18 protein-coding genes and 1 pseudogene are annotated in these 16,638 nt (G+C 37.3%); 4 read left to right on the top strand and 15 right to left on the bottom strand.

The annotated features are described in order from the left end of the window. Positions 1 to 25: 25 nt before the first annotated feature. The 4 genes from AC0IWE_RS19065 to AC0IWE_RS19050 all read right to left on the bottom strand — a co-directional run bounded on the left by AC0IWE_RS19065 (position 26) and on the right by AC0IWE_RS19050 (position 3,133). A complete protein-coding gene (locus AC0IWE_RS19065) occupies positions 26 to 571 on the bottom strand; it encodes a peroxiredoxin family protein (protein ID WP_471794323.1) in 546 nt (181 codons plus the stop codon). A 71-nt stretch (positions 572 to 642) separates the two neighbouring features. Further along, positions 643 to 1,926: a hypothetical protein gene (locus AC0IWE_RS19060; protein WP_471794322.1), complete on the bottom strand. Its 1,284-nt coding sequence runs from the start codon at positions 1,924 to 1,926 to the stop codon at positions 643 to 645. Between the two features lie 129 nt (positions 1,927 to 2,055). Next, positions 2,056 to 2,583, bottom strand: a complete 528-nt coding sequence (locus AC0IWE_RS19055; protein WP_235525975.1) for a hypothetical protein — start codon at positions 2,581 to 2,583, stop codon at positions 2,056 to 2,058. After that, positions 2,576 to 3,133, bottom strand: coding sequence for an RNA polymerase sigma factor (locus tag AC0IWE_RS19050; RefSeq protein ID WP_471794321.1), 558 nt, complete (start codon positions 3,131 to 3,133; stop codon positions 2,576 to 2,578). The genes AC0IWE_RS19055 and AC0IWE_RS19050 overlap by 8 nt, the downstream gene beginning before the upstream one ends. Positions 3,134 to 3,930: 797 nt before the next feature. Here AC0IWE_RS19050 and AC0IWE_RS19045 point away from each other — a divergent pair. Together AC0IWE_RS19045 and aspS are read left to right on the top strand one after the other, a co-directional pair. Beyond that, positions 3,931 to 4,335, top strand: a complete 405-nt coding sequence (locus AC0IWE_RS19045; protein WP_471794320.1) for a hypothetical protein — start codon at positions 3,931 to 3,933, stop codon at positions 4,333 to 4,335. Between the two features lie 284 nt (positions 4,336 to 4,619). Then, positions 4,620 to 6,365: an aspartate--tRNA ligase gene (aspS, locus tag AC0IWE_RS19040; protein WP_471794319.1), complete on the top strand. Its 1,746-nt coding sequence runs from the start codon at positions 4,620 to 4,622 to the stop codon at positions 6,363 to 6,365. A gap of 228 nt (positions 6,366 to 6,593) precedes the next feature. Here the strand turns inward: aspS and AC0IWE_RS19035 are convergent, their stop codons facing one another. The 10 genes and pseudogenes from AC0IWE_RS19035 to AC0IWE_RS18990 form a co-directional block, all read right to left on the bottom strand. Continuing rightward, a complete protein-coding gene (locus AC0IWE_RS19035; protein ID WP_471794318.1) occupies positions 6,594 to 6,983 on the bottom strand; it encodes a hypothetical protein in 390 nt (129 codons plus the stop codon). Further along, the gene (locus AC0IWE_RS19030) at positions 6,970 to 7,347 is read right to left on the bottom strand and encodes a phage holin family protein (protein WP_055902772.1); all 378 of its coding nucleotides are present in this window, start codon (positions 7,345 to 7,347) and stop codon (positions 6,970 to 6,972) included. The genes AC0IWE_RS19035 and AC0IWE_RS19030 overlap by 14 nt, the downstream gene beginning before the upstream one ends. Before the next feature lie 51 nt (positions 7,348 to 7,398). Next, a pseudogene (locus AC0IWE_RS19025) lies at positions 7,399 to 7,666 on the bottom strand (YtxH domain-containing protein). Positions 7,667 to 7,739: 73 nt separating this feature from the next. Further along, entirely contained in the window at positions 7,740 to 8,606 is an 867-nt protein-coding gene (locus tag AC0IWE_RS19020; protein ID WP_471794317.1) for an AI-2E family transporter, read from the bottom strand. Positions 8,607 to 8,852: 246 nt separating this feature from the next. After that, entirely contained in the window at positions 8,853 to 9,206 is a 354-nt protein-coding gene (locus AC0IWE_RS19015) for an AAA-type ATPase lid domain-containing protein (RefSeq protein ID WP_471794316.1), read from the bottom strand. Continuing rightward, positions 9,200 to 9,787 carry a sigma 54-interacting transcriptional regulator gene (locus AC0IWE_RS19010; protein WP_471794792.1) on the bottom strand — a complete coding sequence of 196 codons (588 nt, stop codon included), beginning with the start codon at positions 9,785 to 9,787 and terminating at the stop codon, positions 9,200 to 9,202. Before AC0IWE_RS19010 ends, AC0IWE_RS19015 begins: the two co-directional genes overlap by 7 nt. Positions 9,788 to 9,824: 37 nt before the next feature. After that, positions 9,825 to 10,265: a response regulator gene (locus AC0IWE_RS19005; RefSeq protein ID WP_471794315.1), complete on the bottom strand. Its 441-nt coding sequence runs from the start codon at positions 10,263 to 10,265 to the stop codon at positions 9,825 to 9,827. 166 nt (positions 10,266 to 10,431) lie between these two features. Further along, a complete protein-coding gene (locus tag AC0IWE_RS19000; RefSeq protein ID WP_471794314.1) occupies positions 10,432 to 10,884 on the bottom strand; it encodes an enoyl-CoA hydratase-related protein in 453 nt (150 codons plus the stop codon). Next, entirely contained in the window at positions 10,803 to 11,210 is a 408-nt protein-coding gene (locus AC0IWE_RS18995) for an enoyl-CoA hydratase-related protein (RefSeq protein ID WP_471794313.1), read from the bottom strand. Before AC0IWE_RS18995 ends, AC0IWE_RS19000 begins: the two co-directional genes overlap by 82 nt. Positions 11,211 to 11,213: 3 nt before the next feature. Continuing rightward, entirely contained in the window at positions 11,214 to 11,633 is a 420-nt protein-coding gene (locus AC0IWE_RS18990; RefSeq protein WP_055902760.1) for a cobalamin B12-binding domain-containing protein, read from the bottom strand. Positions 11,634 to 11,897: 264 nt separating this feature from the next. On the opposite strand from AC0IWE_RS18990, the gene AC0IWE_RS18985 reads away from it, so the two are divergent. After that, complete coding sequence (locus AC0IWE_RS18985; protein ID WP_471794312.1) at positions 11,898 to 13,553, top strand: glutamine--tRNA ligase/YqeY domain fusion protein; 1,656 nt, start codon at positions 11,898 to 11,900, stop codon at positions 13,551 to 13,553. Positions 13,554 to 13,744: 191 nt separating this feature from the next. Here AC0IWE_RS18985 and AC0IWE_RS18980 read toward each other — a convergent pair whose 3' ends face one another. Beyond that, the gene (locus AC0IWE_RS18980; protein WP_471794311.1) at positions 13,745 to 14,581 is read right to left on the bottom strand and encodes an N-acetylmuramoyl-L-alanine amidase; all 837 of its coding nucleotides are present in this window, start codon (positions 14,579 to 14,581) and stop codon (positions 13,745 to 13,747) included. Between the two features lie 115 nt (positions 14,582 to 14,696). Between AC0IWE_RS18980 and AC0IWE_RS18975 the strand changes: the two genes are divergently transcribed. Continuing rightward, on the top strand, positions 14,697 to 16,376 hold the full coding sequence (locus AC0IWE_RS18975) for a dipeptidyl-peptidase 3 family protein (RefSeq protein ID WP_471794310.1): 1,680 nt from the start codon (positions 14,697 to 14,699) through the stop codon (positions 16,374 to 16,376). Positions 16,377 to 16,638: the final 262 nt, after the last annotated feature.

Below are 16,638 nucleotides of genomic sequence, written 5' to 3'. Positions count from 1 at the left end.
ATTTTTTTAGCGATAAACTGCTCAATTATTGAGCAGCTATTAAGGCTTTTAGTTTTTCTTCAAAAATAATGGACTTAGTTTTAAGCTGCGGATCGGAGAGTGAAAAATTTGCCATGGCATAAACGATTTTTCCATTCTTTCCAACCAGAATATTGGATGGAAAACCATGGTTGATATTTAGCTTCCGGATTTCATCATTACTTAAGGATAAAATTTCGTATTGATAAGCATTCTTTTTTTGAAAGCGTTTGGCGCTCGAAGGAGCATCATGCGTAATTCCGATAAACCTAACACCTTTTGAAGCGTATCTGGCTGCAAGTTTGTTCAGTTCGGGCATTTCAGCAATACACGGAGGGCATTTTTCGAACCAAAAATTAATCACCACTACCTGGCCTTTAATATCAGCATTTGAAAATGGCTTTTTATTAATGGTTAATCCATTAAAAGCAGGCAGGTTTTTTCCAGATAGATCCTCAAAGAATGTTTCTTGTGTTGCCCATCTAATTGGCGCATCCTGCCCAAACGAGGGTATGCTAAATACAGTGAGTAGAAGAATCAGGCAAATTTTCATCAGGCCTAAAGATAAAAAAAAAGTCCTGCCAAAAATGGCCGGACTTAATGGTTTGTTTGGTTTGGAAATTCTTATTTAAAGGTAACTGAACCATATTCTGTTTTAACGGATACGTTTGCTGTGCCACCGCTACCAATTTTGCCCGAATATTTTTTGGTTTCATCATCTTTGCTCACCGTTGTTGAGGTTACATTCGAACCATATTTAAAGCCTGCATATGATGTTGAAACATTGAAATTTGCATTATAACGATCTGCAAAACCCAATCCCACACTTACATATTCCCCGCCAAAGGTGAAGTTTCTGCAGGCAGGTGTAATTTCATTTACACTTAGGCGGTTATAATCCATGTTGATGTTGGCATCGCCATTTAAAGTGCCCAAAGTTACATTTGAATATTCTGCATTTACCGCTATTTTACCTGCCGATGCAATATTTAAATCACCATAGGCCTGCTTAACAACTGTATTTCCTTTAACCGTATTGATATTTACCTTTGCATATTCGGCATTTAAAAGCAGGTTGCCGCCAATGGTACCAACTGTTAAGCCTTTACCGTATTGTATTTTAATATCGGCCGATTTTCTGATGGTATTGATATTTACAGCAACATATTCCGCATCAAGTTGTAACGTACCCACAGCACCAATGGTTACAGGGCCATTGTATTCATGTTTTACTACAGCAGCATTTATATCCTGGATATCGCATTTGCCGTATTGAACATTAATGTAGTTGTTTATATTACTTAAATTTCCTGCAACCAGATTGCCGTATTCTACCTTTAAAGAAGTTGGGCCAGAAAAATTACCCAATTCTACATTGCCATATTCCTGCGACACTGTTAATGGGTTTACAGCCGGCATAAATACAACATAGTTTACTTTTACTTCTCTGCGCCAGGTGGTTACGCCATTTCTTACGCCACGGCCATAACGTCCGTTTCTATCACCCATATTTGTTCTAAAAGTTACCACGTCGCCATTTTTAGTGGCATCAATGCTCACCCCATCAATCAGTTTTTGTACATCATTGTCAGAATTGCTGTAGGCTTTAATATCTACATCAACACGCACTTCTCTCTTGTCCCAGGTTTTAATTAAAATCGAACCGAATTGATTGTTCAAATTTATTTTATCATTATTATCCACAATAAAACTTTTGCTAAAAGATTTACTGCGCTCAGCATCGCTCCCCGTTTGTTTATAGTTTGATGTATTTACCATCGCCAATGTCGTCGATTTGTCGGTATATACGATTGTTTTCTCTGATGGACTATTCACCACCAATTCCTGCGCATCAACTTTTACGGCGATTAAAGCCATAAAGGCTAATAATATATTTATTGTTTTCATGTTGTTAGTTTTTAAACACCTTTAAGCTTAAAGCCTGCCGGCTGGCAATAAGCAATTCGGTGAGGCGAGCGTAATGTAATTTATTGAGCAGCAGATATCAAGATTGATCTGCCTGCTATTTTTACTTATTTAAATCTGGTTAACTCTCTTGTAATCGTCAACCTGGTTTATGATTAACAACTGTTGTTTTAACAATTGCAATTGTATTTCGCGGTTTTTTACCATCGCTTTTACCACAAAAGTTTGGTTTGGCGAAGTTGGCAGTTCTGCTTTTAATCTTTCATAATCTTCATCAAGCTTTTTCAGATCTGCAGTAAACTTTTTATATAGTTCAGGGTTTGCAGAAGCAAAAATGGCCAAGCTATCTCGTTTTTCGGTAATCAATCCTGCAAAGTGGACTTCTTTTTTGGCGTAAGATGCGCTAACGTCGGCTATTTCTAAATCTTTGTTTTGTAGCCTGCCTGCGTACAACCAAATTAAACCGAAAACCACTACAACCGCTGCTGCTGCACTCATCCATAAATATAGCTTTATCGGTTTTTTTTTCTTTTTTTGATCCAACTCCTGTTCAATCTTTGCCCAAAGTCCGGCCGATGGCTCCATTACATCGAATGCTCTACGGTTTTCCTTTACAAAGGTTTCTAATCTATTATTCATCTCTCATCCCTTTCTGTTCTAAAATACTTTTTAACTTCTTTTTAGCCCTCATGTACTGCGTACGGCTGGTGTTTTCGCTTATTTTTAAAATGTGTGCAATCTCTTCATGGTCGTAACCTTCTAAAAGATATAAACTCAATACCACCCTGTAACCATCTGGTAATTGGGCAATGGCCACTCTTACTTCATCAGCCTGTAAGCGCACTTCACTGTCATCAAAACTATCTCCATCGGGCACTTCCGATATTTCGTCGGTACTTACAAATTCCATTTTGCGTTTGCGCAGATAATTAATGGATTTGTTGATCACAATCTGCTTTAGCCAAAGTCCGAATGTGGTTTCCTGCCTAAAATCAACAATTCTGGTAAAAGCATCCAAAAATGCTTCCTGTAAAACATCTTCCGCCTCTTCTTCGTAATTTAAAATACGCAGTGCCACATTATACATGGCCTTTGCATACAGTTTGTACAATTCAAACTGCGCTGCCCGGCTGCCCTGCATGCATTTTTTTACGAGTTCTAGGTTTTTATCGATGTATACGGCTTCCAAAATTTCGAATATTCTGATTATAAGACATAAGGGATTTTAAAACGTTGCATCAAGATATAAAAAAAGTTTAAAAATGTGTTAATCTGGTTTTTAGCTAAAAATATCCCGGTTAAATAAAAGAAGGATACTGCCTTTGAAATGCTGTCCTTTCGTTTCCAAACAAATAATAATGTTTAACAGTTGATTGAAAATGATCAGGTTTGTGCTTTTGGCAATTGCTGTCCCGCTTTCCGGTACGCGTTCCGATGAAGGATCGGAAGCTCTTCCCTACAATCGGGTTTATTTGGGAAAGTTTTGTGCCCTGAAGCAAACCGCTGTTAACTAAACCCGACAGCAGCGGGCATTCCGATCCTTCATCGGGATAAAGCAAATGGCGGGGCTACAGCACCTTTGAAATGCTGTCTTTTCGTTTCCAAACAAATAATAATGTTTTACAGTTGATTGAAAATGATCAGGTTTGTGCTTTTGGCAATTGCTGTCCCGCTTTCCGGTACGCGTTCCGATGAAGGATCGGAAGCTCTTCCCTACAATCGGGTTTATTTTGGAAAGTTTTGTGCCCTGAAGCAAACCACTGTTAACTAAACCCGACAGCAGCGAGCATTCCGATCCTTCATCGGGATAAAGCGAATGGCGGGGCTACAGCACCTATGAAATGCTGTCCTTTCCTTTCCAAACAAATAATAATGTTTAACAGTTGATTGAAAATGATCAGGTTTGTGCGTTTGGCATGTGTGGAATATCAGCTGCCTGATCATCATAAATTTGAAATCCCTGATACAAACCATTAACTTCATGCCATGGAAACCGATTTAATCATTTCAGCAATAAATGAGATACACCAAAAAGCAAACCAGGCTTTAGAAAATAAGGATGTAACGGCTTACGCCGCTATATTTAATGAAGATTTAACTTATACGCCTGCTGAAGGTGTTACACTTAATAAGCGCGATTATACGATTGATTTAAAAAAGTATTTTAATCAAATTAAAGAAATCCATACCAGTTATTATCGCATTAAATCATCTTTTGAAAATGAAATTTTTACTGAAAAGATTGCTCGCAAATCGGTTGTTTTAAAGCCGCACCTGCTGATTTTTTCTAAAAAACAGACCGTACAAACTGAAGAAATTTACCATTGGAAAAAAATTAAAGCAGAGTGGAAGGTTGTAGCAATTGAAATCGTATTGGAGGAGAAATATTAATTATGCCGAATGAAGAAATACTTTCGGAAGCGATGGTAAAATAGTTTTTAGCTGTTGTTCTATCTAACTCAAAACCTGAAACGAATTCAGGCTGACGGCCTTAAGTATGTATTGATCTTGTTTCAGATCTTTAACTCAGAACTTAAAATGAATTCAGAGTAATCACTTGCATACATATTTCTATTATTTCTGTTTCTCAAAAAACCTGTTTCAAAAACCTTTGCCTATAGCATTAACTTTAAAACAAAATCGGTATTTTTGCCGCTTAATTTAGATTACAATATATGTTAAGAACAGTAACTTGTGGTGCATTAAACCTGAATAACTTAGGAGAAAGTGTTACGCTATGTGGTTGGGTACAAAAATCAAGAGATTTGGGCGGTATGACTTTTATCGACATCCGCGACCGTTATGGTATTACTCAACTGGTTTTTAACATGGATGATAATCGTGAACTTTGCGAAGCCGCACGTACCTTGGGTCGTGAATTTGTGATTAAAACCACGGGAACTGTGGTAGAAAGAAGTAACAAAAATCCGAAAATGGCAACCGGTGATGTAGAAATTAAAGTTTCTGCTTTAGAGATTTTAAATGCTGCCAAGTTGCCGCCTTTCATGATTGATGATGAAACTGATGGTGGTGATGAGTTGCGCATGAAATACCGCTATTTGGATTTACGCCGTAATCCGGTTCGCAATAATCTGGTTTTACGTCATAAAATGGCACAATCGGTTCGCCGCTATTTAGATGCTTTAGATTTTATTGAGGTGGAAACGCCTGTTCTGATTAAATCTACTCCAGAGGGAGCAAGAGATTTTGTGGTGCCTAGCCGCATGAATGAAGGTGAGTTTTATGCTTTGCCTCAGTCGCCGCAAACTTTTAAACAATTGTTAATGGTATCCGGTTTCGACCGTTATTTTCAGATTGTAAAATGTTTCCGGGATGAAGATTTAAGAGCCGACCGTCAGCCTGAGTTTACCCAAATTGATTGTGAAATGTCTTTCATCGAACAGGAAGATATATTAAACACTTTTGAAGGTTTGATCCGTACTTTATTTAAAGAGGTACGTAATTACGATTTGCCTGAAGTGCCACGTATGCAATATGCAGATGCCATGCGTTTATATGGATCTGATAAGCCCGATACCCGTTTTGCAATGCAGTTTGTAGAGCTTAACGATCTGGTTAAAGGAAAAGGTTTCCCAGTTTTTGATAATGCTGAACTGGTTGTAGGTATCAATGCAAAAGGTGCTGCGAGCTATACGCGTAAGCAATTAGATGAACTGACCGATTTTATCAAACGCCCGCAGATTGGTGCTACAGGTTTAATTTATGCCCGCCATAACGATGATGGAACAATTAAATCATCTGTAGATAAATTCTTCAATGAAGATGACCTCAAGCAATGGAGTGAAGCTTTCGGAACGGAAAAAGGCGATTTATTATTGATTTTAGCTGGCTCTATCGATAAAGTGCGCAAACAGTTAAATGAGCTCCGTTTAGAAATGGGTAACCGCTTGGGTTTACGCGATAAAAACACATTTTCTGCCCTATGGGTATTGGATTTTCCGTTGTTGGAGTGGGATGAGGAAACAGCGCGTTACCACGCCATGCACCACCCCTTCACTTCGCCGAAACCTGAAGATATTGCCTTATTGGATACCGATCCTAAAAATGTTCGTGCCAATGCTTATGATATGGTTATCAACGGTACTGAAGTAGGTGGCGGTTCAATCCGTATCCATGATAGGGCCTTGCAGGCTTTGATGTTTAAACATTTAGGTTTTAGTGCAGAAGAGGCGCAAAAACAATTTGGTTTCTTAATGGATGCTTTCGAGTTTGGCGCTCCCCCACATGGCGGTATTGCCTTTGGTTTCGACCGTTTAACTTCAATCTTCGCAGGTTTAGATTCAATCCGTGATGTGATTGCGTTCCCTAAAAACAACTCAGGCAGAGATGTAATGATCGATAGTCCGAGCACTATTGATGATAAGCAATTGAAGGAATTAAAGATTAAAACAGATTTATAAATAGATCCGTCTTGCTGAACTTGTTTCATCATCTCATTAAAAGACCCTGAATCCCGATGTAAAATTGGGACAGGGTGACGCAACGCATTAAAAAGCCTCAGAATTTTAAATTCTGAGGCTTTTTTTATAATATAATTAGCACTTTGCTTATCCAATTAACCGATTGTTAATGAATCATTAGACTAATACGTTTCACTATCTGGCGGAATGCCATAATCGATAAATTTTTTATCTTTTTTCTCTTTCTTTACCAAACCAGCTTTTTACCGAATTAAAGATCGCAGATAAATGCTCTGCATCTAATGATTTGCCTACCTTTCCCGATACCAATCCAACAGCTGCTTTGGTTAAAAAACCAGCCCCTCTAAATAAGGTTTTGTTCATAAAGAATGGTAACAGCAATGACATGGCGGTGCCGCTAATGTTAAGTTTTTCATCAGCTTTGAATAAATTATTAGGTGTAGCATACCTTTTAATTAATGCGCCTAATGTAAACTGTTTCAAATAGGCCTTTGCATCTGTTTTAAGCATATTTTGCTTAAGCGTATATGCTACCTTAAGTTCTAATTTTTTTGCCTGCAGGTTTTCCAGGTTGCGGATATCTTTATACCTTTTCATCTTCCTCCTTATCTGCAAGTTTATCAAAGTATTTTCTAATGGCAATATTGATAATTGCTTTCTCTATATATTTATCCTTGGTTAAATATACAATTATGGCTAAAAGGATATAAAATAAGGAAACACAGCCAAATCCTCCTGCGTAGCTACCTAAAACATCAGATAAGTACAGTGCCAGCGTTACAGAGCCAAATAAAAAGGCCAGTATAAAGCAGACAATAACAGTGGTACTGGTTACTAAATCGGCAAATATTTTCGATACTTTTTCTACCAGATAAAGTCTGGTATATTCAACCCTGGCTTCCAAAAAGCCTTTGGCATCCTCTACCAGATCTTCAATACTTTTATCTTTATTTTCCTGCATAATTCAGATGAGGTTTAACCGGGCAAAATGCCCAGCTATGCAAGTTATTTACTAAGCGTGCATTACGTCGTCGCTATATTCTTCTTCTACGCTTCTTAATTTCGTTTTAATCGAGCTTACCACTTTTTCTTTTTAAACTGGCAAGGTTATTAATTTCGTCAGCAGCTTTATCTTTGATAGAATCACCCAAATCTTTTAGCGATTGGCTTAATTTATCACGGGTTTCATCACCTTTATCTGGTGCAAACAAAATTCCTAACGCTGCACCTGCAGCTAATCCTGCTAAAAGCGCAACTACAACTTTTGAGTTATCATTCATAATTATCTATTTTAAGGGTTTAACAATTAAGTACAATATAAAACTACTACATTATTTTATTGTTAAGCTATAATTATAACTCACTATGCTCATTATTTGTTTTAATTCTTTCCAATCTTTCTGATGCGAGCGTACTCGTTTCATAAATTTTAACAAGCAATATAAAATAAGATAAAAGTAGCGGACCAAAAACAAGGCCTAATATTCCAAACAAAGGAATACCAATAATTACGCCAATTACTGTAATTATAGGATGAATGTTGCCAACTTTTTTTGCAATAATGAATCTGAGTACGTTATCGATATTAATTACAACCACAAAACCAAAAATAAGCATTGCCCAGCCAGCAAAATTATTTCCATTTGCGATTTGTAAAATAGCTGCCGGCACAAAAACAACAGGGGGCCCCAAAACAGGTACAAAAGATATAAATGTGGTAATTACTCCCCAAAATACAGGATCTTTATAGCCTAAAACATAAAAAGAAAGACTTACCAATGATCCCTGCACCAAACAGATTAATCCTTGCCCAAGTACATTTGCATAAGTTGTGTTTTTCATTTCATCACCAAAACGAAGTGCATTCTGTTCTCTGAAAGGAGCATATTTTACCAAGGAAAATTCGAACTTTTTTCGCTCGATGAGCATAAAGTAGAGTAAAAAGTACATTACCAGTAAACTCAATATAATATTTACTGCACTCGAAATCAGTGAGGGGAAAAGCTGTGTAGCCCAGTTACCCAGTCGGTTTAAGCCATCCTGAATAAGTTCCTGATTAATTTTTACCGGTATAAGGTGCTGTAGCTTAACCAGAATGTTTTTAAAGAAAATCTCATTATTCCGCAATTCTGAAATTTTACTGATTACCATACTACTCAATGCATAAAATGGCAAAACAATTAAAATAATGCTGATGGTGATGAGCAGAATAGGCGACAAATCTTTTATTCCAACCTTTATTTTCTGCCAGATGAATATAGGCTGGGCGCATAATGGTATAAAGTACCAATGTGCTTAAAATAGCACTAAAAATATCTTGTAGAGAATACGCAATTAACACCCCAAGCGCAATAATAATGACAAGATTAATGTTATTACGCTGTTTGTATGAGAATACTGACATGTTTAGATAATAGGTACTCTTTAAATGCTAAAATGATCAATTTTGTTTTTCGAAATTAAAATTTATGTTTGATCATCAAATCTGATTAGCTTGATTTTATTGTAAAGTGTTTTTCTATCGATATTAAGCATTTTCGCAGCCTTGGTTTTATTAAAGTTAACTGCTTTTAATACGTTTAATATGGCTAAACATTCAGCATTCTGGGTTGTAATTTTTAAATCCTGTTGTTTACTGTGCGATTGAACTTCTGATAACGAATGTTTTTTATCACGGCGATGATTTTTTGAAAAGTTCAATGCATCCAGTTCCAGAGGTAAAACACTGGCTTCAATCTGATTTCCAATTGTAAGCAGGGCCATTCTTCTAATTACGTTTTTCAGCTCACGTACATTGCCGGGCCAATCATAATTTAACAAACATGTTTAACATCCTTCGAGAAAGATTTGATGTTTTTATTTAGTTCCTTATTTGTTTCTTTAAGGAAAAAATCTGCAAAAATGAGCGCATCATCACCTCTATCTTTTAATGAAGGTACCTCAATTGAAAATTCGTTAAAACGATGAAACAAGTCTTCTCTAAACGTTCCTTTATGCATGCATTCTGCTAAATTTTCGTTTGTGGCTATAATCATCCTCACATCTAAATCTATTTCCTTTGTACTGCCAATGCGTTTTATTTTTCTTTCCTGAACTGCTCTTAACAATACTGCCTGTATCTCGTAAGATAAATTGCCCACCTCATCAAGAAATAATGTTCCGCCGTTTGCTTGCTCAAAGTGCCCTATCTTTTTAAATTCTGCTCCGGTAAAAGATCCTTTTTCATGCCCGAAAAATTCACTGGCAGCCAATTCCTTTGTTAAAGAGCCGCAATCCATGGCAACAAAGCTACCTTCTCTGCGCAGGCTGCTTAAATGGATTGCTTTTGCAACACATTCTTTCCCGGTGCCACTTTTTCCGGTTAAAATAATGCTGTAATTTGTTTGAGCAACAAGATTAATCTGATTTAAGAGATTGAGCGAAGCTTTGCTCTTCCCTTCAATGTATGGTGGTGGATCTAAAAACTTCAGGCACGCTAATTTTCGCGGCTAAATTTTTTTGTCGCCTAAATGCCTTTTGTTTTTCCAGTGCCTTATTAACTGTTTTTAATATTTCATCAGGATATAATGGTTTTACAATATAATCGTAGGCACCAAGTTTTATAAGCTCAACGGCAAGTTTAACATCCGAATAACCGGTTATAATTATAACATCAGTTGCAGGATAGTTTTCTTTTACATGAAGTAAAATCTCCCTTCCATCGGTATCGTCAAGGCGGTAATCGCACAAAATAAGATCGAATTTTTCATAATCCAGAATGTCTAATGCAACAATTCCGGATCTGGTATTCGACACTTCAAAACCATTTTTTGTTAAAAATTTAAAAAGCAATAAGCCGATGTTTACTTCATCGTCGATAATAAGTATTCTGTTTTTCATTAATAGGATTTTTAGCCCTAAAAAGAACCCCGAATAATTTAGTGGGATTAGTCAAAATGATTGAGATTAAGCAATTTTAGATGATGCATAATTAATCAAAATATTTTGAAACTAAAAATCTTATATGTTTTATTAGCTGTTTGATCGAATTAATACTACAAAATGACTATTTTCCTACAAATGCAGCTTTTCTTTTTTCTACAAATGCAGTTACCCCCTCTTTAAAATCGGCAGTTTCAAAGCATTTTCCAAATGATTCAATCTCAACAGCAAAGCCATCAGCATCATTTACCGATGCAATTACTGATTTTATTGCTGCTGATACCGCTAAGGGTGCGCGTTGTTTAATTAAATTCAAAATATCCTGTGCCTTGCTTATTAAATCTTCTTGGGGTACAACATAATTTACAAGTCCTATTTTCTCAGCTTCAGTTGCGGTAATCATATTCGCGGTAGTAATCAATTCTATGGCTTTACCTTTTCCAACCAGCTGGGTTAACCGTTGTGTGCCACCATAGCCTGGTATTAGCCCCAAAGTTACTTCTGGTAAACCCAATTTTGCATTATCAGATGCGATACGCATGTGGCAGGCCATGGCAAGCTCAAGTCCACCGCCCAAAGCAAAACCGTTAATTGCTGCAATAAATGGTTTTGAAGAATTTCGATGGCATTAAAAACCTCATCTTGCCCTTTTTTAGCCAATTCTTCTCCCTGCTTACCGTTATAATCGGCAAATTCTTTGATGTCGGCACCTGCAACAAAAGCTTTTTCGCCTGCTCCGGTTAAAATAACACCTCTTACTTCATCAGTATTTCCTGCATAGGCAATGGCTTCCGCCAGTTCTGATAAAGTATCTTTATTTAAAGCATTTAAAGCTTTTTCGCGATTTATAGTAAGGTATAGGATGTTTTCTTTTACTTCTGATATTAAATTCTGATATGCCATAGCTTAAAAATTTCTGTTTTCTGTAACCCAGTTTTGAATATATTCTACAATGCTTGCCATAGTGGTACCGGGTGGAAATAACTCACCAACCCCCATGCCGGCAAGTTTTAACCGGTCCGCTTCCGGAATAATCCCTCCACCGGTTAATAACACATCATCCATCTGTTTTTCTTTCATAAAATTGATAATTTTAGGAAAAACGGTCATGTGCGCACCCGAAAGGATCGATATCCCTATTGCATCAACATCTTCCTGTAATGCCGTATTTACCACCATTTCTGGAGTTTGACGTAAGCCGGTGTAAATTACTTCCATACCCGCATCGCGAAGCGAGGTTGCAATTACTTTGGCACCTCTATCGTGCCCATCCAAGCCAACTTTAGCCACTAAAACACGGATTGGCCGATTTAATGCTTTGCTCATAAATGAATATTAAGTTGATGTAAATGTATTGATTTTATTAGGTAATTGAGAAATAGGATAAATGTATAATATGGTTGATGGCTCATTGTTTGTAGCTGTGGTTTTTATAGGCTATTTGGCCCTTAATACTAAAGCATTGGTCTTTTCATCGTACTATAATGAAGTTCTGGGCCATTAACGATCAACCATGGGCTAATAAACCTATAATCATTGTATAAATCCGCTCAATCTTTTTACATTTGCATTCCTAATTTACAGGTTTTTATGAGTGAAGAGAAGTCATTGAACTTTATTGAAGAAATTGTTGAGAACGACTTAAATAGTGGTAAGTATGAAACCTTGGTTACGCGTTTCCCGCCGGAGCCTAATGGTTATCTGCACATTGGCCACGCGAAAGCAATATGCTTAAATTTCGGACTAACACAAAAATACGGCGGTTATACCAATCTGCGTTTTGATGATACCAACCCGGTAACTGAAAAAACCGAGTATGTGAATAGCCAGCAGGAAGATATAAAATGGTTGGGTTTTAACTGGAAAAACGAATTATATGCGTCAGATTATTTTGATGAACTGTATGGTTTTGCCGTTAAACTGATCGAAAAAGGTTTGGCTTATGTTGACGAGAGTTCTGCAGATGAAATTGCGGCTTTAAAAGGCACGCCAACTGAACCAGGACAGGATAGCCCATACCGTAACCGCAGCATTGAAGAGAATTTAGCCCTTTTTACGAAAATGAAAAATGGTGAATTTGCCGATGGCGCTTATATTTTACGGGCTAAAATTGATATGGCAAGTCCGAATATGTTAATGCGCGACCCGATTATTTATCGCATCAAACATGCTGAACATCACCGTACAGGCAACAAATGGTGCATTTATCCGATGTACGATTTTGCGCATGGACAAAGTGATAGTATTGAGCACATTACACACTCAATTTGTACCCTGGAATATGTTTCGCACCGCGAACTTTATGACTGGTTTATCGAAAAACTGGAGATTTTCCCTTCAAAACAATATGAATTTGCGCGTTTAAACCTTACCAGTACGGTAATGAGTAAACGTAAATTGTTGCAGCTGGTTAACGAAAATTTAGTAAACGGATGGGACGATCCGCGTATGCCTACAATTAGTGGTTTACGCAGGAGAGGTTTTACACCAAAAAGCGTGCGTGAGTTTTGCGAACGTATTGGTATTGCCAAACGCGAAAATTTAATTGAGTTGAGCTTATTGGAATTCTGTATCCGCGAAGATTTAAATAAAACGGCTAACCGCGTAATGGCGGTTCTTGATCCGATTAAACTGGTGATCACAAATTACGAAAAAGGCACAGAAGATTTAATTGGCGAAAACAATCCTGAGGCAGAAGATGGTGGTGGCACACGTGTGATCCCTTTCAGCAACGAACTTTGGATAGAGCGTGAAGATTTTATGGAAGTACCTGCAAAAAAATGGTTCCGTTTGGCTCCTGGTGCAATGGTGCGGTTAAAATTCGCTTATATTGTGAAATGTGAAGATTTTGTGAAAGATGAAAACGGAAACGTTACTGAAATCCGTTGTACCTATATTCCAGAATCAAAAAGCGGTAGCGATACCAGCGGTATAAATGTGAAAGGAACCATCCACTGGGTGAGTGCACCACATGCTAAAACTGCCGAAATCCGTTTGTACGACCGTTTATTTACTTCCGAAACACCAGATGCGGAAGAAGGTGATTTTAAAGATTACCTGAATCCTGATAGTTTAACAGTATTGCCAAACGCTTATATTGAGCCAGCTTTGGCAGATGCAGATTTGGAAGGCCGTTATCAGTTTATCAGAAAAGGCTATTTTTGCCTGGATAAGGATTCTACTGCCGATAAATTGGTTTTTAATAGAACGGTAACACTGAAAGATACATTTAAAAAGCCAAACTAGTTTTTACTATTTTAGGCCATATATAAGGCACAGATGAACCCAGATTATTGTGGATTATCTGTGCCTTTTTATATTATTTGAATTTAGGTGTATAATAAAAGAGGTCTGCATCAAAAAAATACACTAATCTTTCTGCGATAAACTTTTGACCTTCATTTTCTGGCTTTCGGACTTATAAATCGCCTCCCGATCTAATATTTTGTATACACATTATATAGCACCAAAACATCTACAGGTGTTAAGGTTGATGTAATATCAGATTGGATGTAATGGATCTTAAATGCGGTAATTGCAGCGGCAAGATTACTGGTATCGTAACCGATATATTTTAAAGCCATCTCGGTGTTAAAATCTACAGGTGGATTTTTTAAAACATCGTCATACCAATAGCCAAAACCTTTATCTGCCAGTTTTTTCCAAGGGAAATTTTTTGGGTCATTTTTACGTTTTGGGGCTATATCGGCGTGACCAATAAAATTTGCAGTTGGGATAGAATAAGTTCTCTTTAAGGTAGCCAGTAATTTAATTAAACTATTAATCTGTGCATCAGGCCATGGATCAGTTAAGCCATTGTTATCCAACTCAATACCGATAGAAGAAGAATTTAAGTCGGTATCTTTTCCCCATTTGCTTATGCCGGCATGGTTTGCACGCAGATAATCATTTACCATATGCACTACCTTCCCATCGCGACTGATTACGTAATGTGCGCTGGTGCCAGCTTTGGTTGAAAAGAATGTTTTGACCGTTTGTGCTAAACTATCCTGTGCGGTATGGTGAATTACTACAAAATTTGGTTTGCGTATCCCAAAATTTACAGAACCAATCCAGGTTTGATTTGTTGCCTCCAGTGAATCGTAAAGTTGACCAACCGGAGGTGTTGTGCCTATTATTTTAGAAAAATCTTTAGCTTTTTCTTTATAAATTTTTTCTGTTGCAGCATATTTACTACTTCCGCAGGAGGATAATAAAAGTAGTAATGGAAGAGCGAAAATAGTGGATAAATTTAATGTTTTGGGATATAACATGGGCATGAATTGTTAGCAAGTTGAAGTTACAAAGTTATGTGAAACTTCATCCAATGCATCAAACTTTATACAAAGCTTTCAAAATTTACTAATTTAGCAGCGATATACATCTATAATGAAGAACTTATACAAATCATCCATATTATTATCTGCCCTGGCGTTTGCAGTTGGCTCACTGGCATCTTGTACGGGCAATAATAAGCCTTCTGGTGAAAAAAATGTTGTGGTAAAAAATGATAGCCTTACCAATTACGTTGCACAGCGTTTACCCATTTACGAAAGGGTTAAACTGACCACCAATATTAATCAGCTGAGTATAAACGACCGCAAAGTTTTGCCTCTTTTGATTCAGGCTGCAGAAATTATGGATGAGCTTTACTGGAAACAGGCTTATCCGCAGAGAGATAGCCTGCTTGCTACCATTAAAGACGAAAAAACACGCGATTTTATAAACATCAACTACGGCCCTTGGGATAGGTTGAATAACGATAAACCTTTTGTTGAAGGTGTTGGTGCCAGACCTGAAGGAGCTTCTTTTTATCCTTATGGCATCACTAAAGAGGCGGTTGAAAAATCAGATCTTGCCGATAAATTTGGTGCCTATTCTGTTATTCAGAAAGATAGTACGGGCAAGTTATCTACCGTGCCGTATCATGTTTTATTTGCGGCTGAATTGCAAAAGGTAAGCTCTTTATTAAAACAAGCAGCACTAATTGCAGAAGATAAAGGCTTGAAGAAATACCTTAATTTAAGGGCCGATGCCTTGGTTACTGATAATTTTACGGCAAGTGATTACGCATGGCTTGATATGAAAACCAATGGATTGGATATCATTATCGGGCCGATAGAAAATTATGAGGATAAGCTTTTTAATGCCCGCACCAGTTACGAAGCTTACGTACTGATTAAAGATAAAGAATGGAGCAAGCGTTTGGCAAAGTATGTAAAAATGCTCCCTGAACTTCAAAAAAACTTGCCTGTTGCCGCAAAATACAAAACTGAAACACCAGGAACTGATTCTGAATTAAATGCTTATGATGTAGTGTATTATGCAGGAGATTGTAATGCCGGATCGAAAACGATTGCCGTAAACCTTCCTAATGATGAAAAGATACAGCAAGAAAAAGGTACGCGACGTTCGCAGCTTAAAAATGCAATGCAGGCAAAATTTGATAAGATCCTGGTACCAATTTCTAAAGAATTAATTGAAGCTGACCAACAACAATATATCAAATTCGACGCTTTTTTTGCCAATGTAATGTTCCACGAAGTTGCACATGGTTTAGGCATTAAAAAAACCATTACCGGAAAAGGTTTTGTACGTGCGGCATTGAAAGAACAATACAGCTGGTTGGAAGAGGGGAAAGCCGATATTTTAGGCTTGTATATGGTTACCGGCTTACTTAAAAAGGGAGAACTACAAGGTGATATAAAAGATTATTACACCACGTTTATGGCTGGTATCTTACGTTCGGTACGCTTTGGCGTTTCTGAAGCACATGGAAAAGCAAATATGCAGTGTTTCAACTACTTCCAGGAAAAAGGTGCATTTGAAAGGACCGCTAAAGGAACATATAAGGTCAATTTTGAGAAATTTGCCACAGCCATGAACGATTTAAGTGCTTTTATTATTACCCTACAGGGTAATGGCGATAAAGTTGCCGTAGAAAAAGCGCAAAAGGATAAAGCTGTTATCCATCCGGAACTTCAAACAGATCTTGACAGGTTAACCAAAAAGAATATTCCGGTGGATGTTGTTTTTGAACAAGGTGTAGATGTACTAGGTGTAAAATAGAGATTTCCTACCAAAAAGTTTAAAGCCATAGGTAAGCAGGTACTCCCTTGTTTAACTGTGGCTTTTTTGCGTTACAAATGCGTTAATGTTAAAATGGTTTCATCGTCCCCTGCGCAGGCGTGAATTTTAAAATTACGCAGGTATCGGAAGTGATTAAATTGCTTTTTGCCTCAGCAATGGCGATTAATTACAGCAAATCAAAACAATTGTTACCACACCGAAGTATCGGGGCATTTACTCTTGAGAGCGAATAAAGGGAGTA

This window comes from Pedobacter sp. AC402 (assembly GCF_979252805.1).
The sequence above is the reverse complement of the archived record's forward strand: the minus strand, read 5'-3'. Positions and strand labels throughout refer to the sequence as shown.

What these genes read in the sequence shown, in the direction of transcription:
- aspS (WP_471794319.1), top strand. Translation starts at nt 4,620, where the DNA reads ATGTTAAGAACAGTAACTTGTGGTGCATTAAACCTGAATAACTTAGGA.
- AC0IWE_RS19030 (WP_055902772.1), bottom strand. Translation starts at nt 7,347, where the DNA reads ATGCAGGAAAATAAAGATAAAAGTATTGAAGATCTGGTAGAGGATGCC.
- AC0IWE_RS18980 (WP_471794311.1), bottom strand. Translation starts at nt 14,581, where the DNA reads ATGTTATATCCCAAAACATTAAATTTATCCACTATTTTCGCTCTTCCA.
- AC0IWE_RS19005 (WP_471794315.1), bottom strand. Translation starts at nt 10,265, where the DNA reads ATGAAAAACAGAATACTTATTATCGACGATGAAGTAAACATCGGCTTA.
- AC0IWE_RS19045 (WP_471794320.1), top strand. Translation starts at nt 3,931, where the DNA reads ATGGAAACCGATTTAATCATTTCAGCAATAAATGAGATACACCAAAAA.
- AC0IWE_RS19065 (WP_471794323.1), bottom strand. Translation starts at nt 571, where the DNA reads ATGAAAATTTGCCTGATTCTTCTACTCACTGTATTTAGCATACCCTCG.
- AC0IWE_RS19060 (WP_471794322.1), bottom strand. Translation starts at nt 1,926, where the DNA reads ATGAAAACAATAAATATATTATTAGCCTTTATGGCTTTAATCGCCGTA.
- AC0IWE_RS19055 (WP_235525975.1), bottom strand. Translation starts at nt 2,583, where the DNA reads ATGAATAATAGATTAGAAACCTTTGTAAAGGAAAACCGTAGAGCATTC.
- AC0IWE_RS18985 (WP_471794312.1), top strand. Translation starts at nt 11,898, where the DNA reads ATGAGTGAAGAGAAGTCATTGAACTTTATTGAAGAAATTGTTGAGAAC.
- AC0IWE_RS18975 (WP_471794310.1), top strand. Translation starts at nt 14,697, where the DNA reads ATGAAGAACTTATACAAATCATCCATATTATTATCTGCCCTGGCGTTT.
- AC0IWE_RS18995 (WP_471794313.1), bottom strand. Translation starts at nt 11,210, where the DNA reads ATGGCATATCAGAATTTAATATCAGAAGTAAAAGAAAACATCCTATAC.
- AC0IWE_RS18990 (WP_055902760.1), bottom strand. Translation starts at nt 11,633, where the DNA reads ATGAGCAAAGCATTAAATCGGCCAATCCGTGTTTTAGTGGCTAAAGTT.
- AC0IWE_RS19035 (WP_471794318.1), bottom strand. Translation starts at nt 6,983, where the DNA reads ATGAAAAGGTATAAAGATATCCGCAACCTGGAAAACCTGCAGGCAAAA.